The sequence below is a fragment of the Shewanella sp. SW24 genome (assembly GCF_025653395.1).
Classification (GTDB): Bacteria; Pseudomonadota; Gammaproteobacteria; order Enterobacterales; family Shewanellaceae; genus Shewanella; species Shewanella oncorhynchi.
The window spans coordinates 1-18034 of record NZ_JAKKSH010000042.1 but is presented as its reverse complement, the minus strand read 5'-3'; the positions used below and the strand labels follow the sequence as shown (position 1 = coordinate 18034).

The window sequence follows — 18034 nt, the reverse complement described above, 5'->3', positions numbered from 1 at the left end:
CTCTTTTTAAAGAGTAGGAAAGCCTTATTTATGAACAAGCAACAACTCGCCGCCAAAATTTGGGAATCTGCAAACCAAATGCGGTCAAAAATCGAAGCCAACGAATACAAAGATTACATACTCGGCTTTATCTTTTACAAATACCTAAGTGATCAATTAGTGCAGTTTGTTACCGCACAAGATATGAACGACGAAGACATTAAAGCCTTAAATGAAAACGATGCCGAAACCGTCGAATTTATACAAAGCAACTTGGGTTACTTTATCGCCTATGACAACTTATTTTCTACTTGGATTGACCCAAAATCCGACTTTGATGAGTCCAACGTGCGCGACGCGCTCTCAGCATTTAGCCGCCTCATTCACGTCAATCATAAAAAACTCTTTGAAGGGATTTTCACCACCCTAGAAACCGGCTTAAGTAAACTCGGTGAAAGCGCAGGCAAACGCACCAAAGCGATTAGCGACTTACTGCACCTGATCAAAAGCATCCCCATGAATAGCAGCCAAGGCTACGACGTACTGGGTTACATCTACGAATACCTGATTGAAAAATTTGCCGCCAATGCGGGTAAAAAAGCCGGTGAGTTTTATACCCCCCATGAAGTGTCGGTATTAATGTCGCACATTATCGCCCACGAATGTCAGCACAAAGACACCCTTGAAATTTACGACCCAACCAGTGGCTCAGGCTCTTTGCTGATCAACATTGGCGAAGCCGTGGCGCAATACGCCAAAAGCAAAGACAACATCACCTATTACGCCCAAGAGTTAAAAGCCAACACCTACAACTTAACCCGCATGAACCTCATCATGCGCGGGATAAAAGCCAGCAACATCAAAACCCGTAATGGCGACACCCTAGAAGATGATTGGCCGTATTTTGATGAAAACGACCCACAAGGCTCATACAAAATGTTATATGTGGATGCCGTGGTCTCCAACCCGCCGTATTCACAACAATGGGACCCAAGCTTTAAAGACAGCGATCCGCGTTATTCGCGTTTTGGCTTAGCGCCCAAAACAAAAGCCGATTTTGCCTTTTTGCTGCACGACCTTTATCACCTAAAGCCCGATGGCATTATGACCATAGTACTGCCTCACGGCGTATTATTCCGTAGCGGTGAAGAGGGGCAAATTCGCACCCAACTGATTGAGCAGAATCACATTGATGCCATTATCGGTTTACCGGCGAATATCTTTTTTGGCACCGGTATTCCTACGGTGATTTTAGTACTCAAACAAAAACGCCAAAACAGCGATGTGCTAGTAGTTGATGCATCTAAACACTTTTTAAAAGAAGGCAAAAACAACAAACTTCAAGCCAGTGACATTAAGCGTATTACCGATGCCGTAATCAAGCGTGAAAGCATCGAGAAATTCTCGCAATTGGTCAGCAAACAAACCCTGCGCGACAACGGCTACAACTTAAACATACCGCGCTATGTGGATTCATCCGCTGCCGCGCAAAGCTGGGACTTACACGCCACCATGTTAGGCGGCATCCCTAACAGCGAGATAGCCGAGCTACAGAGCTATTGGCAAGTGTTCCCGCAATTGCACGCCGCCCTGTTTACCTCAAAATCGGCGGCTTACAGCGAGCTTGCCATTGCCAAAGACGCGCTAAACGCCACCATTACCCAGCACCCGCAAGTGGTGGCATTTATCAACGTCTACAACCAAGCCTTTGTAGGGTTTGATGATTATTTGAACTCTCACCTCATTCACGATTGGCATGGGGTTAAACGCAACCAAATCGAGGCCACATTAAGTACCGAGCTTTTTGCTCGCTTAAGCCCTATTGCCTTAATCGACAAATACCAAGCCTACCAGCATCTAAACAATCAATGGCAAATCATCAGTGCCGACTTGGAGATGATGCAAACTGAAGGTTTTGCCGCCACTAAGCAAGTTGACCCCAACATGGTCATCAAGAAAAAAGGCGGCAAAGACATCGAAGTGCAAGATAGTATTACGCCTTGGAAAGGCCATATCTTGCCCTTTGAGTTAGTGCAACAAACTCACCTAAGTGATGACTTGACGGCACTAGCTAAGCAAGAAACCCGCTTGGCGGAAATCGCCAGCACGCTGGAAGATATTTTAGAATCCCTAAGCGAAGATGAAAAAGAGCAAGACACGGTAAAAGAAAGCAAAGACGGCTTTGCCAATGCCGAAGTCGCCAAGGCTGCCAAAGCCTTCTTGAAAGAGCAAAAAGAGGCTAAAACCAAGTTTGCAGCCGAAAGCTATGAAGCAAAAATCATTGCGGTAAATATTCTGTTCGACGAAGAAAAAGCCCTAAAAAAAGCCGTAAAAGAAGCGGCTACCAAACTGCACCTAAAAACCAAAACCACGATTGAAGACTTAAGCGACGAGCAAGTGAACAACCTGCTCCACCTTAAATGGATTGCGCCATTAAGCACGGAGCTCGCCGCCATGCCAAGCGCCGTGATCACCCAGCTCACCAGCAAAGTGCAAGCCCTTGCCGATAAATATGCGGTGACTTATTCGCAAGTGGCGAGTGAGATCAAAACCACCGAGCAAGAACTAGCCGAGATGATGGGTGAACTCAAAGGCAATGAGTTTGATCTGCAGGGCTTGAATGAGCTCACCAACTTATTGAAGGGTGCATAAGATGAATGTGCAAAAAAATGTGCCTGAGATTCGATTTAAAGGGTTTAGTGGGGAGTGGATTAAAGAAAAAATAGCCAATATTGCTCCGCTACAAAGGGGGTTTGATTTACCAAAAAATGAAATGAAGGCCGGTGAGTATCCTGTTGTAATGTCCAATGGAGTAAACGGCTTTCATAATATCTTTAAATCCAAAGCCCCAGGTGTTGTCACAGGCCGTTCAGGAACGATAGGAAACATCCATTATGTTGATGTTGATTATTGGCCACATAATACTGCACTTTGGGTAACCAATTTTCATGGGAATGAGCCTCGTTTTGTATACTACCTTTACGTAAAGCTAGACCTAAAGCGATTTGGTACAGGTAGCGGAGTTCCTACTTTAAATAGAAACGACGTTCATGATCAATCAGTGGTTCTGCCTAAAGAATCGGAAGAACAAACCGCCATCGGCAACACTTTCCAAAAGCTTGACAGCCTAATCAACCAACACCAACAAAAGCATGACAAGCTCAGCAACATCAAAAAAGCCATGCTGGAAAAGATGTTCCCCAAACAGGGCGAAACCATCCCAGAAATCCGCTTTAAAGGGTTTAGTGGGGAGTGGGAGGAGGTCAGCTTGTCTGATTTTGGTGTTGCTACAAGTGGCACTTCCATAGAGTCGGAATTCACTAAAGATGGGAAATATAAGGTTATAAGTATTGGTAGTTACTCTGAAAATAGTGTGTACACAGAGCAAGGGATACGAGCTAGCTTATCCCCCAAAACTGAAAGCAGAGTACTGGAAAAAAATGATTTGACTATGATTTTAAATGATAAAACCTTAGCAGGTAATATTATTGGCAGGGTGCTTCTCATAGATGAAGACGACTCATATGTCTACAATCAGCGAACTCAAAGGATTGAACCATCTAGTGAATACGCCCCACAATTTCTATATCAGTTTTTAAATGCACCTTCGGTTAGGAAGAGAATATTTAAGGCCAGCCAAGGTAACACACAGATCTATGTTAATTGGTCAGCCATCAGTAAGCTAAAATATTTTATTCCAAAAAAAGACGAGCAAATTGTTATCGGCAACTATTTCCATAAACTCGATGATCTAATCACTCAACACCAACAACAAATCACCAAACTCACTAACATCAAGCAAGCTTGCTTGAGCAAGATGTTTGTTTAGCAGGGAAGCAGTAATGACCACTTTTAAAACAGAAGCACAGTTTGAACAGGCCTTTATTGAGGTGCTGACCCACAAGGGCTGGGAAGCTGAGATATTAAAAAATAAAACCGAAGCTGAGTTACTGCAAAACTGGGCGGATATATTATTTGAAAATAACCGCCAGCGTGATCGCTTAAACGACGTGCCACTTACCAACAGCGAAATGCAGCAAATTATTGAGCAGATAAAAGAATTAAAAACACCGCTTAAACTCAATGGGTTAATTAACGGCAAAACCGTGGCCATTAAGCGCGACAACCCTGCCGATACTTTGCATTTTGGTAAAGAAGTCAGCCTAAAAATTTACGATAGGCAAGAGATCGCCGCCGGCCAAAGCCGTTATCAAATAGTGCAGCAATCCAAGTTTGCACGCGGTAGCCCTTTGCGTAACGATCGCCGTGGCGATGTGCTGTTATTAATAAACGGTATGCCGGTGATCCATGTCGAGCTAAAACGCAGTGGCATTCCAGTGAGCCAAGCTGTGCACCAAATTGAAAAATACAGCAAAGAAGGTATTTTTAGCGGCCTGTTTTCACTCATTCAAGTGTTTGTGGCTATGCAGCCTCTTGATGCCAAATACTTTGCCAACCCCGGCATGGATGGCATGTTTAACCCTGATTATCAATTCAATTGGGCCGATTTTAATAACGAGCCGATGAACTACTGGAAAGACATCGCCTCTACGCTATTGTCTATTCCCATGGCACACCAGTTGATTGGCTTTTATACCGTGGCCGATGATACCGATGGTGTACTTAAGGTGATGCGCAGTTACCAGTATTACGCCGCCAACGCCATCTCCGATAAAGTGGCTAAAACTAATTGGTCACAAATGGATAGCAGCGCCAACAACGTCGATAGATTAGGCGGTTATGTGTGGCACACCACAGGGTCAGGCAAAACCATGACCAGCTTTAAGTCGGCGCAGTTGATTGCCCAATCAAAAGATGCCGATAAAGTAATATTTTTAATGGACAGAATTGAGCTCGGCACTCAATCGCTTGCAGAATATCGCAATTTTGCTAGCGACGGTGAAGACGTACAAGCCACCGAAAATACCCATGTACTTATCACTAAATTAAAAAGCACCGACCCCGCCGACACATTAATTGTTAGCTCGATTCAAAAAATGAGTAATATTTTTGAAGAGATTGATGATGAGGGAACTGCCACTAACTCGGTAGACATTGAAAAAATCCGCGCCAAACGCTTAGTGTTTATTATTGATGAGGCGCATCGGTCTACAATGAGTGGCGGCAAAGAAAATAAAGAAGGTATGTTAGTAAAGGTTAAAAGAACATTCCCCAAAGCACTCTTCTTTGGTTTTACCGGCACGCCGATTCATGATGAAAATCAAGTCAACAATAATACGACCGCCGATGTGTTTGGTAATGAGCTGCACCGCTACAGCATTGCCGATGGTATTCGCGATGGCAACGTGTTGGGCTTTGACCCCTATAAAGTGCCTACCTTTGAAGACAGTGATCTAAAACAAGCGGTAGCCCTAGAGCAAGCCAAGGCTGATTCGGTGGCTGAAGCTATGGCCGACCCAGCCAAAAAGAAAAAGTTTAATCATTTTATGAACAATGTGCCAATGGCAGGCTATAAAGACGCCACGGGCAAATACCATAAAGGCATAGAAGACTACGTACCCAAGGCGCAATACCTTACTGAATCGCATCAAGCGGGAGTGGTAAAAGATATATTAAAAAAATGGGATGTGCTTAGCCAAAGTAATAAGTTTCATGCCATTTTTGCCACTAACAGCATCGCCGAGGCAATCGATTATTACCGTCGCTTAAAAGCGGCTAAACCTGACTTGAAAGTATCGGCACTGTTCGACCCGAATATTGATAACGATGGCAGTGGTGACCGAGGTCCTACTTTTAAAGGTGATGGCCTTGAAGAAATTATGGCCGATTACAACACCCGCTATGGTCAAGATTTTGATTTTGCGCGGCATGCCGCCTTTAAAAAAGATATAGCCGCACGTCTTGCCCATAAAAAGCCCTATGAGCGTATTCATTCTGAGCCAGCCAAGCAGTTAGATTTACTGATTGTGGTGGATCAAATGCTCACCGGTTTTGACTCTAAATGGCTCAATACCTTGTATTTAGATAAGGTGATTAAATACCAGAATATTATTCAAGCCTTCTCGCGTACCAATCGCTTGTTTGGCCCTGATAAACCCCACGGCATTATTCGTTATTACCGTTACCCCCATACCATGGAGCAACACATTGAGGCAGCGGTAAAACTTTATTCTGGTGACAAGCCTATCGGTTTATTTGTAGACAAACTGGAAAGCAACCTTGAAGCCATGAATGAATTAGTGGCAGACATTACCGAACTGTTTGTAAGTGCAGGCGTTGAAAACTTTGAAAAACTGCCTGAAGACATAGATGCCTGCGCTAAATTTGCCGAACTTTTCAAAACCTTTAACCAACACCTAGAAGCGGCAAAAGTGCAAGGCTTACATTGGAACGAGCCTGTTTATACATTTGGTGAAGATGATGATAAGCATGACGTGACACTTGCCATTAACGAACAAACTTTTTTAGTCCTAGCCCTGCGCTACAAAGAGTTGGCAGGCAAAGGGGGAAGTGGCGAAGGCGGCGGTGATGTGCCTTATGATATCAGCGGATATTTGACGGAAATTTATACCGGTAAAATTGATGCCAATTACATGAACAGCCGCTTTGATAAATATTTAAAAGAGCTTAATCAACATCAAGATCAGGCCAGTATTGAAAGCACACTTAACGAACTGCATAGATCATTTTCATCGCTTACCCAAAGCGAGCAAAAGTACGCCAAGCTCTTTTTACACGACTTGCAGCGCGGCGATGCACAGTTGATTGCAGATCATAGTTTTAGAGACTACATCAATGACTACAAAGATAACGCCGAAAACGCGCGATTAAACACGGTAGTAAACGCCCTAGGCTTAGATAAAAATCTGCTTATGGCGTTAATGGCCGACAATGTTAATGAGAAGAACCTAAATAACTTTGGTCGCTTCGATGCGTTAAAAGAAACGGTAGATAAGGCCAAAGCCAAAGCATACTTCGAAAAGCAAGACGGTGCGGCTATACCTCCCTTTAAGCTGAACATGCGGATTGATAAGTTTTTAAAGCAGTTTATTTTTGCACAAGCGGATGAATTATTAGCCGATGATTCAACGGATTTAAGAGACATGACTTCACATTACATTCCGATCCCTTTGGCTTTTGGTGAAAAAAAGTTATACCGAGCATCTCAAATTTCTCAACTGGAAAATGCGCAGGAATTAGGCTCGATCACTTTTAAGACAGACTTACCTTACCAAGATGATCCTGTCTCACTATTCACGACCGGTTATTACACTGAATTAAAAGATGTTGGAATTGTTTCATCTCGTATTTTGGACACGACTCTGACTGCGTTAATAGAACTTGAACTCGTTTCAAAAGAGCTAGAGTTGCCTTTGTATCAAGAAGGTAAAAGCGGGATAATCTGGGCACTTAAAGAGGCCAGAGATGGCAGTATATATACTGAATTTATAGCTTTTGCTGTTCAGATTTTAGGGGATGAAAGCTTTAAAACCTATATTGAGAGTGGTATTTATGATTTGGGAAAAATAGCTTTTGGTGCAGTGTTTGTTTCTTTACCGAAACGGCTATCTGATAAGCTAAACGAAAAAAGAGAAATAGTTAAACAAAAAAATGTTGAGAAAGAGCAAATTGAAAGCTCACCAAATGTGGTCGATTTCCGAACGAATAAGCTATTAGCGGAAAAGTGGAAAGGGACGAAACATTGATAACGAGCTTTATTTAAACCCACAAAAACGAAGACGATCTTTTTACCTTTTAAATCAATATTATAAGGTAGATTCTATCAATTTATACAAAAAGATTGTCTTCGTTGAATTCAAATAGTCTTCGTTCGAATTTCATCTTTACAACTAAACCGCTTGTCCTGCAGCCACGCCAGATGCCCAGGCCCATTGAAAATTAAACCCGCCTAACCAACCACTTACGTCCATGACTTCGCCGATAAAGTAGAGTCCTGCGACTTTGCTGGCTTCCATGGTTTTGGATGACAACTCATTACTATCAATACCACCTAAGGTCACTTCTGCGGTGCGGTAGCCTTCGGTGCCGTTCATCAATACTGTCCAGTGGTGTATATCATCCACCAGTTTTGCGCGCTCGGCGTGCACTAGCTGATTTAACGCTTTATTCAACAGGGCTTCATCGAATAACACTTCCACCAGCCGTTTAGGCAACCATTGGCTGAGGGTGTTGCGCAGGCTTTGTTTTGGATGTGCGGCGAGCTGTTGTTCTAGCAATTGCGCCAAATCCATATTCGGCAAGAGATCAATTTCTATGGTTTCGCCCGCTTTCCAATAGTTGGAAATCTGCAAAATGGCGGGGCCAGATAAGCCACGGTGAGTGAATAGCAGCGCTTCGCTAAATGCAGTGCCATCTTTGGCAGTAATGCGGCTCGGCACTGCGATTCCCGACAAGGGCTCGAAACGAATTTTATCTTCACTATGCCAGGTAAACGGCACCAGACCCGCGTGAGTTGGCAATACTTTGAGGCCAAACTGCTCGGCCAGTTGATAACCGTAAGGCGTGGCGCCCAGCTTTGGCATGGATAAGCCACCCGTGGCGATAACCAGTGAGTCGCAGCTCAGTTCGCCGTTAGAGGTGTTGAGCTCAAAGCGCCCTGTCTCGGTCTTTTTAACGGCCAGAATATCGGTGCGCAGCTTAATCGTCACGCCCGCCCATTCACACTCAGTCAATAGCATAGTGACTATCTCTTTAGCCGAGTCATTGCAGAACAATTGGCCGTGATCACGTTCGTGGTATTCAATGCCGTGACGCTCGACCAATTCAATAAACTGCTGCGACGGATAACGCGCGAGTGCCGACTTAACAAAGTGGGGATTGCCACAGAGGAAGTTAGCGGGCTCGACCTTAAGGTTGGTGAAGTTACAACGCCCGCCGCCGCTGATGAGGATTTTACGCCCGGCTTGCTTGGCATTGTCGAGTACGAGTACATCACGGCCTCGGTAACCTGCGGTCGCTGCACACATTAATCCCGCGGCGCCGGCTCCGATAATAATGACATCATGATGTTTCACGCTCTTACTCCACACAGATAAATTGATTGGTATTGTCTGCCAACGGGCAATTTGATGACTCGCGAACCTTTAGCAAGCAAGTCATGCAACAGCTAAACGGAGCAAAGATAAGCTCAAACGTTAGGCACAAATCCCCTCTTTCACCATCTGACCTCCAGGGATGGAGGAAATGCCATCTGATGTCGGGAACATCAAGGGCCCTGATGACCGGGGATACATCTTGCACACCAGAAGTCCGGGCACAAAAAAGGGCGCTATTTTAGCACCCTTTCCTTTATTCGGCATTACAGCATCATCACGGCTCGCGGTTTATTGCGTAGGCGTTTCTGATTTCTTTTCTCTGCTGAGCAATTCTTTCGCAGCATCGACCGGCGCTTTGCCTTGATACAAGACTTGGTAAATCTGCTCAGTGATCGGCATTTCAACCCCGAGGCGTTTCGCAAGCGTAAACACTTCTTTGGTATTGCGATAACCTTCAACCACTTGGCCGATTTCAGCCTGTGCTGTCATCACATCACAGCCTTTACCTAAAGCTAAACCGAAACGACGGTTACGGGATTGGTTGTCGGTACAGGTCAACACTAAGTCGCCTAACCCCGCCATGCCCATAAAAGTGGCCGCATTGGCACCTAAGGCTTCGCCTAAACGCGTCAATTCGACTAAACCACGGGTAATCAAGGCTGTTCTGGCATTGGCACCAAAGCCGATACCGTCGGACATGCCCGCGCCAATCGCGATCACGTTCTTTACCGCGCCGCCAAGTTGCAGTCCGGTAAAGTCGTCATTGGCGTAAACCCGCAAACGTTTAGGGCTATGTAACAGCTCAACGAGATCGTTAGTGAACGTAGGACAAGTGCCCGCAACTGAAATGGCCGTAGGTAAACCCATAGCTAATTCTTTCGCAAAGGTCGGCCCAGATAACACCGCCAGCGGATATTGCTCACCTAACACATCACGGGCCACATCTTGCAGCAAACGTCCGGTTTCAGGCTCGAGCCCTTTCGTTGCCCATACGATGCGCGCATCGCTACGGAGTAACGGTTTAGCTTGCTCAAGCACAGTACCAAACACATGGCTTGGTACGACCACTAACACATTGTTGCTGGCGGCTAAGGCTTTGGCTAAATCGGCTTCGATCTGTAAACAATCAGGAAACGCAATACCAGGCAAAAAAGCTTGGTTGCACTTGTCTTGAGCGAGCGTTTGCATGTGGACAGGATCGTGTCCCCATAACAAGGTCTTATGACCGTTGCTGGCTAAAGAAATGGCAAGGGCGGAGCCATAAGAGCCCGCCCCTAATACCGTGATATCGGCAGAGTTTTTCATGTAATTAAGCGTTAGCTTCTTCGGCAGCTGGTGCAGTCGCAGCAGCTTGACGTTGTTGCACGTATTGGGCAAACAGCGCGTCGAAGTTAACAGGTGCTAAGTTCAGTTGTGGGAAAGTACCACGACCGACTAAGCTGCCCACGGTTTCGCGAGCATATGGGAATAGGATGTTAGGGCAGTATGCACCTAATGAATGGGCCAATTGTGGCTCAGTCAGACCAGTGATAGAGAAGATACCGGCTTGTTGTACTTCACATAGGAAAGCGGTATCGCCACCGTTTTGTGCAGTCACAGTTAAAGACAGGACAACTTCATACACATCGTCAGCTAATTTAGCGCTGCGCGTGTCTAAATCTAACTTAACTTCTGGGTTCCATTCTTTTTGGAATACCGCTGGGCTGTTAGGCGTTTCGAAAGACACATCTTTAGTGTAAACACGTTGGATGTTGAATTGTGGGGCTTGTTGTTCGTTGTTTGCTACTTCAGCCATAATTTCCTACCTATCCTATCAATGTTGTATCGGCTTTTCGTTGAAAGCCAATTATTATTTGAAAGCCAATTACTATTTGAACGTAAATTGGCTCGGGGCTTATGTTACTCAAGGCCTATATCAGATCTCGGTATCATCCCAACTTGTACCCATATTCGGGTATCGATCGAACCAGTCTAAAAACTTACATTAAGCCCTTAGCGACCGTAGGATCAGTATGCCAAACAATGATGACTTTATTACTGCACTATCCCGTGGATTGAGTGCAGCTTAAATCATAACTGCCGCCGACAACTTATCTTTTGCTTTTTGAAACAGGCATATTTGCTGCCTGCCATTCACCCATACCACCTTTCAAGTTGTACAGGTTTTCAAAACCTTGCTTACTCAAAAGCTGAGCGGCTTGAGACGAGGTCATGCCAGCATTGCATACCAATATAATGGGACTGGCTTTATACTTTTCAAGGGCTGATATCTGATTATTTTTAATATCGGCGAGCGTAACGTTAAGTGCATCAACAATATGGCCCTTGCGGAACTCGTCATTCGAGCGCACATCAACCACTTTAGCATCCTGTCTGTTCACCATAATCGTTAATTCTTGATGAGAAATACTTTTGATTTTTGACATGCTCGATTTGATGATACTCGCGACAAGCACAACAAATAATCCCACCCAAGCCAGACTGAGCATTGAGTGAGCTTTAAAAAATTCGATATATTCTTGCATGATGATTGCCCGCATAAATGGCGAAAATTCGATAAGGGCACAGAGTATACCGATTGCCTTGGCAGAATGCAGCAGTTTAGTCACAGTTCGAGATCGCACTTTTAGTGCAATTGACTCTGTACTTGTCACAAGCCACTCACAGAATCGGGCGAATTAGTGATTCGATGACCTTAATCGGGGTAAAGCGCTTTTTCATACCCCGCTAACGTAGTAATATTTGACCAATTTCAGATTTCTATCGCTTCTATAAAACTTAAAGGTATCACTATGACGACAGCTAAACGTCCGCTCGCGTTGTTGATCCTCGATGGCTGGGGCTACCGTGAAAACACGCATAATAATGCGATTTTCCACGCCAAGACTCCGGTACTCGACCGTCTCAACGCTAAATATCCCCATAGTTTGATTTCAGGTTCTGGCTTAGATGTTGGCTTACCTGATGGCCAGATGGGAAATTCTGAAGTTGGCCATATTAACTTAGGCTCTGGCCGTGTGGTTTATCAAGAACTCACTCGTATCAGTAAAGCCATTGCAGATCATGAGTTTGAAAAAAATCCTGCACTATGTGATGCGGTAGACTCAGCCATCAAAGCTGGCGGAGCTGTGCACATTATGGGCTTGCTTTCCCCCGGTGGCGTCCACAGCCATGAAGAGCATATCGAAGCTATGTGTCGTATGGCCGTTGCGCGCGGTGCAACTCAGGTTTATCTGCACGCTTTCCTCGACGGACGCGATACGCCACCGCGCAGCGCTAAGGGTAGCTTGAGCCATTTTGATGATCTGTTTACTACATTAGGCCATGGCCGTATCGCATCGATTATTGGTCGTTACTTTGCTATGGACAGGGATAATCGTTGGGATCGCGTGTCGCAAGCCTACGATTTAATCACCCAAGGCAAGTCAAAATTCCAATACGACAATGCCGTTACAGCATTGGAAGCGGCTTACGAACGTAACGAAAACGACGAATTCGTTTCTTCATCGGCGATCACAGATGCCAACGGTCAAGTTGCGACCTTAAAAGACGGCGATGCCCTGATTTTTATGAACTTCCGTGCTGACCGCGCCCGTCAAATCACTCGTAGCTTTATTCACCCAGACTTCGATGGTTTCGAACGTGCTGTTATGCCGAAAATGCACTTTGTCACTTTGACTGAGTATGCTGGCGACATCACAGCACCTATCGCTTATCCATCTGAAAACTTAGTGAATACCTTAGGTGAAGTGCTGCAGAAACAAGGTCGTACTCAGCTGCGTATCTCTGAAACTGAGAAATACGCCCATGTGACTTTCTTCTTTAACGGCGGTAAAGAAGAGCCATTCGAGGGAGAAGATCGCATCCTAATCAACTCGCCTAAAGTGGCAACTTACGATCTACAGCCTGAGATGAGTTCAGCTGAGCTGACTGACAAGTTAGTCGCAGCAATTGAATCAACTAAGTACGACGTGATCATCTGTAACTACCCCAATGGTGACATGGTTGGCCACACAGGTAATTTCGATGCCGCCGTTAAAGCTTGTGAAGCTGTCGACGCTTGTATCGGCCGTGTGGTTGATGCGCTGGCGAAAGTGGGCGGAGAATGTATTATTACCGCCGACCACGGCAATGCCGAGCAAATGACCGACGAAACCACAGGTCAGGCTCACACGGCCCACACCAGTGAACTCGTGCCTTTCGTCTTTGTTGGACGCGATGCGACCATAGATGAAGGTGGTAAACTCAGCGATGTTGCACCTACCATCTTGACCTTGATCGGCGAAGCCATTCCAGCTGAGATGACGGGCAAACCCTTAATCCACATAAAAGAGTAACCGTTACCTAGTGAGCACTCGACTCCTTGTTAAAGCCAGCCTTATTGCTGGCTTTATGATGTTATCTTTCTCGGCACACGCTTCTGATTTGGAGAAGCGTAAGTCCGAGTTAAAATCAATCCAAACGCAAATAAATCAACAACAAAGCGCATTAAAAACCACCAGTAAACAAAGAGAAAAGCTGCTGTCATTGCTGCGTAGCGATGAAGAAGCGATTGCGTCAGCGGCCAAAAAAGTCAACAGCACCAAAAATAGCTTAGCGCAAATCGACACTAAACTTGCCGAGCTAAAACAACGTCAAGATGAGTTAGAAACGCTTAAAGTGACTCAACAACAAACACTGTCGAAACAGCTGTCGAGCGCCTATCTTGCCGGTAATCACGATTACACTAAGATGATGCTTAATCAGCAAAGTCCCGCCACTATCGAGCGTATGTTGGCTTATTACCAATACCTCAATAAAGCGCGGATGAAGTCGATCAACGAATTAAAGCAAACCTTGACTGAGCTAGATGAGATCAAGGTGCCGCAAACGAGTAAACAAAAGCAATTAACGAAACTCGTAGCCGAACAACAAGTACAAGCTAAACGTTTGAGCCAAGAGCAAGATCAGCGTCAACTGACTATCAAAGAGCTGCAACGCACCTTAAATTCTAAGGGTGCAGAGCTTGAGCAGTTGCAAATTGAAGAGGCCAGCTTAAAGCGCGTCGTTGAACAAGCGCTGCGGGCCATGAAAGATAACCCCTCGATGGAAGGCTTTGGTAAACAAAGTGGCAAACTTAAATGGCCAACTAAAGGTCGTGTGAGTGCTAGCTTTGGTAGCCAACGTTCCGGTCAAGTAGTGTGGAAAGGCACTATGTTGTCTGCACCAGAAGGGCAAAATATTCGAGCCGTTTCAGGTGGTAAAGTCATTTATGCCGACTGGTTACGCGGTTTTGGTCTTGTTATGGTCATCGATCACGGTAAAGGTTATATGAGTCTTTACGGTCACGCTCAAACCCTACTAAAAAGCCCAGGTGAGATGGTAAAAAGCGGTGAAGCGATTGCTTTAGTCGGACGTTCAGGTGGACAGAGCGAGCCTGGCCTATACTTTGAAATAAGGCATAAAGGGCAAGCCGTCGATCCAGCGAAATACTGTCGCTAATCATAACGGTCCCCTTATCACAGGGGACCGTTATGAAATACATGATCCGCTATATCAGTTGCGTTGGATTAGGTCTCACTTTAGGCCTATCCATCAGCCTCTCCAGCCAAGAGAATGCTAAATCCTACCGCGACAACTTTGACTATCCATTACTACAAGATGTACTTGAAACGGTTGAAACTTACTATATCAAAACCGTTCCCAAAGAAGAGCTAGTGCAGGCCGCCATCAAAGGCATTTTTGAACATCTCGACCCCTATTCCAGCTTCCTGAATCATCAAGAATTACTCGATCTTAAAGATTCTAATCGCGGCGAGTATTTTGGTTTCGGTTTCGAAGTCGCGGCCCAAAAAGACCACATTAGCATCATAGCCCCCTTTGCCCATTCTCCCGCAGAGCAAGCGGGAATACGTGCGGGCGATATTATTATTAAACTTAACGACACCCTGGCGACTGAAACGAATCTAGCCGATATCCTTACTGAAATAAAAAGACATAGTCTCAATAATCAGAGTATTAACTTAGAGCTAAAACACAGTAATGACGATGCCACCTTTAAAGTGTCACTCAAGCCAAGCAATATCACTATAGAGTCAGTCAGCACTCAACTGCTTGATGGCAATATTGGCTATGTCAGATTAAGCAACTTCCAAGAAAACTCTACCGAAGATATGGTGCGCTCGCTCAGCCAATGGCAAAAGAAACCACTCACAGGACTTATCTTAGACCTACGTAATAATCCCGGCGGCCTACTCGACCAAGCGGTTAAAATTGCGGATCTCTTTCTCGCCAAAGGACGCATAGTCTCGACCTCTGGCCGCTTCTTCGACGCCAACTCTGACTACTATGCCTCACCGCAAACCATGTTAACTAACGTGCCTATGCTAGTGTTAATCAACAAAGGCTCGGCCTCTGCATCCGAAGTTCTCGCCGCCGCATTACAAGAAAATGGTCGTGCAAAACTCTTAGGTGAGACCAGTTTTGGCAAAGGTACAGTACAAAGCCTGATCCCCATCTTAGAAGATGGTAACGCGATTAAACTCACAATTGCCCAGTACAATACTCCTAGAGGTGAAAACATTCACAACATAGGGATCATCCCCGACATAAAAATTGCCGCCGAAACTGGTTCCGGCGTTGGTAATTTAGCTATAATCGACGCCCTATCAGCCCATGCATCACTGGCCCAAGATCATCAAGTGACCTCTGCCATTGCATGGATACAGCACCATGACGAATAAGAAGAAATTGTGCGCTTACTTTATTCCTTGGCCCTATTGGCCCTAAGCATTTCTCAAAGCTATGCAGCCCAGCTTGCACTCATTATTGATGACATAGGTTATCGTCATACAGATAAAGCCGTGCTGGCACTGCCCAATACAGTAACACTCGCTGTATTACCTCATACCCCACTTGGCAAAGAACTCGCTAACGCAGGACACCAAAAAGGCCACGAAATTATGCTACATCTTCCCATGCAGGCGCTTAATGGTAAGACATTAGGGCTGGGGGGGTTAACCAATACGATGACTGAGGCACAAATTCGCACCAGTGTTATTGATGCGATTAACAGCGTTCCCTTTGCCAAAGGTGCCAATAACCACATGGGGAGTCTATTAACTCAACTAGACGATCCCATGCTCTGGGTCATGGAAACACTCAAACAAAAGCAGCTGTATTTTGTCGATAGTATGACAACACGATTCACTAAGGCAGGGGATAACGCAGATAAGCTAGGCATTCCTTTATTAAAACGCCAACTGTTTCTAGACAATGATACTAGTGCCAATGCACTCGAGAGACAATTTAACTTAATGATAAGTCAGGCACATACCCAAGGTAGCTTGGTGGCGATTGCCCATCCTTATCCAGAAACTATGCGCTTCTTAGAGGCTAACCTACACAGACTTAAAACCGAGGGGATTGATCTGGTGCCAGCATCGAGTTTGCTCCCCATCGGTATTGCACTTAAAAGTGGTACTAATCCAGTTGCAGTACTGAAATAGAAAAGTCTGGCAGCAAGGCGACTAACTCATCACGGTTACTCACAATATCCAGCAAAGTATATTGATCCAGCACATTCAAATAAGCTTCAACAGCCTGGGCTAACACGCCTTTAAGCTTACAGGCTGGTGTAAATCGGCAGTAAGGTTTGCTGCAATCAATCGGGGCGAGTGAGTTTTCTAACACTCGAACTAACTGCCCTAGGTTAATCTCACTCGCAGGCTTACCCAAACGGAAACCGCCCATCTTACCGCGGATGGTTTCAAGGTAACCCATCTTGCCTAAATGATGCACTATCTTAGAAACATGATTTGGTGACAGATCAAACACCTGCGTAATTTCAGCAATCCTAAATAAAGTTGTTCTATCTGGCTGAACCGCTAAATACATCAGGGTACGAACGCCAAAATCGGTATAACGAGTTAACTGCATATTTCACCTGTCAGCGATAAACTTAATGAGAGGTCTGAGATTCGAGTTGGGTAATCAACCAAATCGCCTCTTCGTTTGAATGACCACAAACATCATCAGATGCATCGAAATCACTACAAACCGCAGGACGATCAGGCGAGCCGAAAATCAAACATAAATTGGCATCGCTCAATTGCACACAACGTTCACCCGCCGCCTTACCCTTTGGCATACCCGGAATACTGCTGCTTATTGAAGGCGCAATACAGCAAGCACCACACCCAAGACGACAATTCATTCTCGTTACTCATGAAAGACATAAGGCATTATACCGTTTAATTTGTCCGAGATCAGTGTCACAGGTCAATACTGCCAAGTCGCGCACAGGAGGTTTTCAGAACGTGAAAGAAACAATATTGATAAAGTGGAATAAAGATCGGCAAAAAGTAGGTTTTGATTTTTAACATTGAAGCGAAAGCTTCATATTCTGATAAGGATTTCATCTACATGATAGCCGAGTATGAGGATAACCATGTGCTTCGAGCTCGAAGCATTAGCGTCACTGACACGAATTACCCGCGACGCCATAACGAAAAAAGCCTCATCTTTCGATGAGGCTTATCTCTTAATGTTGGCGGAGCGGACGGGACTCGAACCCGCGACCCCCGGCGTGACAGGCCGGTATTCTAACCAACTGAACTACCGCTCCTTTAGCTTAACATCTACACGTTAACCTAAATTAGGCGCTTGGCGATGACCTACTCTCACATGGGGAGACCCCACACTACCATCGGCGCGTTTGCGTTTCACTTCTGAGTTCGGGATGGGATCAGGTGGTTCCACAAGGCTATTGTCACCAAGCAAATTCTGTTTATTACCGTGTCCATCTCTGACTCACGTTAATAATAATTCGGAAAGCTGATTTTCTGTTGAGTCTTTAACTTTATCAAGTATCTGTATTCTGTCTAAGGCTTTTCGTACGACCTCCATGGAAGGAGGAAGTGCTAGAAAATGTCTGGAACATTTTCAGTAAAACCCATCTGGGTTGTATGGTTAAGCCTCTCGAGTCATTAGTACATGTTAGCTCAACGCCTCACAACGCTTACACACCATGCCTATCAACGTCCTAGTCTCGAACGGCT

General features: G+C 45.2%; 13 protein-coding genes, 1 tRNA gene and 2 rRNA genes. 7 read left to right on the top strand and 9 right to left on the bottom strand.

The window, feature by feature from the left end; translation table 11 throughout:
• Positions 1 to 30 precede the first annotated feature (30 nt).
• Genes L5M17_RS21515 through L5M17_RS21505 form a run of 3 tightly spaced genes read left to right on the top strand, consistent with a single transcriptional unit; the run spans position 31 to position 7646 of the window.
• Positions 31 to 2631, top strand: a complete 2601-nt coding sequence (locus L5M17_RS21515) for a type I restriction-modification system subunit M (RefSeq protein WP_263149120.1) — start codon at positions 31 to 33, stop codon at positions 2629 to 2631.
• 1 nt (position 2632) lies between these two features.
• Positions 2633 to 3808, top strand: a complete 1176-nt coding sequence (locus L5M17_RS21510; protein ID WP_263149118.1) for a restriction endonuclease subunit S — start codon at positions 2633 to 2635, stop codon at positions 3806 to 3808.
• A gap of 13 nt (positions 3809 to 3821) precedes the next feature.
• Entirely contained in the window at positions 3822 to 7646 is a 3825-nt protein-coding gene (locus L5M17_RS21505; protein ID WP_263149117.1) for a type I restriction endonuclease subunit R, EcoR124 family, read from the top strand.
• A gap of 144 nt (positions 7647 to 7790) precedes the next feature.
• Here L5M17_RS21505 and L5M17_RS21500 read toward each other — a convergent pair whose 3' ends face one another.
• The 4 genes from L5M17_RS21500 to L5M17_RS21485 all read right to left on the bottom strand — a co-directional run bounded on the left by L5M17_RS21500 (position 7791) and on the right by L5M17_RS21485 (position 11521).
• Positions 7791 to 8975 (bottom strand): NAD(P)/FAD-dependent oxidoreductase, encoded by a 1185-nt coding sequence (locus L5M17_RS21500; protein WP_263149115.1) that lies wholly within the window; start codon positions 8973 to 8975, stop codon positions 7791 to 7793.
• A gap of 309 nt (positions 8976 to 9284) precedes the next feature.
• Positions 9285 to 10301 (bottom strand): NAD(P)H-dependent glycerol-3-phosphate dehydrogenase, encoded by a 1017-nt coding sequence (gpsA, locus tag L5M17_RS21495; protein ID WP_105250843.1) that lies wholly within the window; start codon positions 10299 to 10301, stop codon positions 9285 to 9287.
• 4 nt (positions 10302 to 10305) lie between these two features.
• Positions 10306 to 10791 carry a protein-export chaperone SecB gene (secB, locus tag L5M17_RS21490; RefSeq protein ID WP_006083777.1) on the bottom strand — a complete coding sequence of 162 codons (486 nt, stop codon included), beginning with the start codon at positions 10789 to 10791 and terminating at the stop codon, positions 10306 to 10308.
• Between the two features lie 295 nt (positions 10792 to 11086).
• Positions 11087 to 11521 carry a rhodanese-like domain-containing protein gene (locus L5M17_RS21485; protein WP_105253030.1) on the bottom strand — a complete coding sequence of 145 codons (435 nt, stop codon included), beginning with the start codon at positions 11519 to 11521 and terminating at the stop codon, positions 11087 to 11089.
• A 267-nt stretch (positions 11522 to 11788) separates the two neighbouring features.
• On the opposite strand from L5M17_RS21485, the gene gpmM reads away from it, so the two are divergent.
• The 4 genes from gpmM to L5M17_RS21465 are packed head-to-tail and all read left to right on the top strand — an operon-like array spanning position 11789 to position 16483.
• Positions 11789 to 13333, top strand: coding sequence for a 2,3-bisphosphoglycerate-independent phosphoglycerate mutase (gene gpmM, locus L5M17_RS21480; protein WP_105250842.1), 1545 nt, complete (start codon positions 11789 to 11791; stop codon positions 13331 to 13333).
• 10 nt (positions 13334 to 13343) lie between these two features.
• Positions 13344 to 14477, top strand: a complete 1134-nt coding sequence (locus tag L5M17_RS21475; RefSeq protein WP_263149114.1) for a murein hydrolase activator EnvC family protein — start codon at positions 13344 to 13346, stop codon at positions 14475 to 14477.
• A 32-nt stretch (positions 14478 to 14509) separates the two neighbouring features.
• On the top strand, positions 14510 to 15718 hold the full coding sequence (locus L5M17_RS21470) for a S41 family peptidase (protein WP_263149112.1): 1209 nt from the start codon (positions 14510 to 14512) through the stop codon (positions 15716 to 15718).
• Between the two features lie 9 nt (positions 15719 to 15727).
• Positions 15728 to 16483, top strand: coding sequence for a divergent polysaccharide deacetylase family protein (locus tag L5M17_RS21465; RefSeq protein WP_263149110.1), 756 nt, complete (start codon positions 15728 to 15730; stop codon positions 16481 to 16483).
• On the opposite strand, the gene L5M17_RS21460 is transcribed toward L5M17_RS21465, so the two are convergent.
• The 5 genes from L5M17_RS21460 to L5M17_RS21440 all read right to left on the bottom strand — a co-directional run.
• Positions 16458 to 16913, bottom strand: coding sequence for an Rrf2 family transcriptional regulator (locus tag L5M17_RS21460; protein ID WP_105250838.1), 456 nt, complete (start codon positions 16911 to 16913; stop codon positions 16458 to 16460). The genes L5M17_RS21465 and L5M17_RS21460 overlap by 26 nt on opposite strands.
• Positions 16914 to 16935: 22 nt before the next feature.
• Entirely contained in the window at positions 16936 to 17190 is a 255-nt protein-coding gene (locus L5M17_RS21455) for a YkgJ family cysteine cluster protein (RefSeq protein WP_113941201.1), read from the bottom strand.
• A 334-nt stretch (positions 17191 to 17524) separates the two neighbouring features.
• Positions 17525 to 17601: transfer RNA gene (locus tag L5M17_RS21450), tRNA-Asp, on the bottom strand.
• A 36-nt stretch (positions 17602 to 17637) separates the two neighbouring features.
• A 5S ribosomal RNA gene (gene rrf / locus L5M17_RS21445) occupies positions 17638 to 17753 on the bottom strand.
• 188 nt (positions 17754 to 17941) lie between these two features.
• Positions 17942 to 18034, bottom strand: a 23S ribosomal RNA gene (locus tag L5M17_RS21440); the annotation flags it as partial.

Excerpts from the sequence above, each read along its gene's own strand:
- L5M17_RS21515 (WP_263149120.1), top strand. The coding sequence starts at position 31 with ATGAACAAGCAACAACTCGCCGCCAAAATTTGGGAATCTGCAAACCAA.
- L5M17_RS21510 (WP_263149118.1), top strand. The coding sequence starts at position 2,633 with ATGAATGTGCAAAAAAATGTGCCTGAGATTCGATTTAAAGGGTTTAGT.
- L5M17_RS21505 (WP_263149117.1), top strand. The coding sequence starts at position 3,822 with ATGACCACTTTTAAAACAGAAGCACAGTTTGAACAGGCCTTTATTGAG.
- gpsA (WP_105250843.1), bottom strand. The coding sequence starts at position 10,301 with ATGAAAAACTCTGCCGATATCACGGTATTAGGGGCGGGCTCTTATGGC.
- secB (WP_006083777.1), bottom strand. The coding sequence starts at position 10,791 with ATGGCTGAAGTAGCAAACAACGAACAACAAGCCCCACAATTCAACATC.
- L5M17_RS21485 (WP_105253030.1), bottom strand. The coding sequence starts at position 11,521 with ATGCAAGAATATATCGAATTTTTTAAAGCTCACTCAATGCTCAGTCTG.
- gpmM (WP_105250842.1), top strand. The coding sequence starts at position 11,789 with ATGACGACAGCTAAACGTCCGCTCGCGTTGTTGATCCTCGATGGCTGG.
- L5M17_RS21470 (WP_263149112.1), top strand. The coding sequence starts at position 14,510 with ATGAAATACATGATCCGCTATATCAGTTGCGTTGGATTAGGTCTCACT.
- L5M17_RS21460 (WP_105250838.1), bottom strand. The coding sequence starts at position 16,913 with ATGCAGTTAACTCGTTATACCGATTTTGGCGTTCGTACCCTGATGTAT.
- L5M17_RS21455 (WP_113941201.1), bottom strand. The coding sequence starts at position 17,190 with ATGAATTGTCGTCTTGGGTGTGGTGCTTGCTGTATTGCGCCTTCAATA.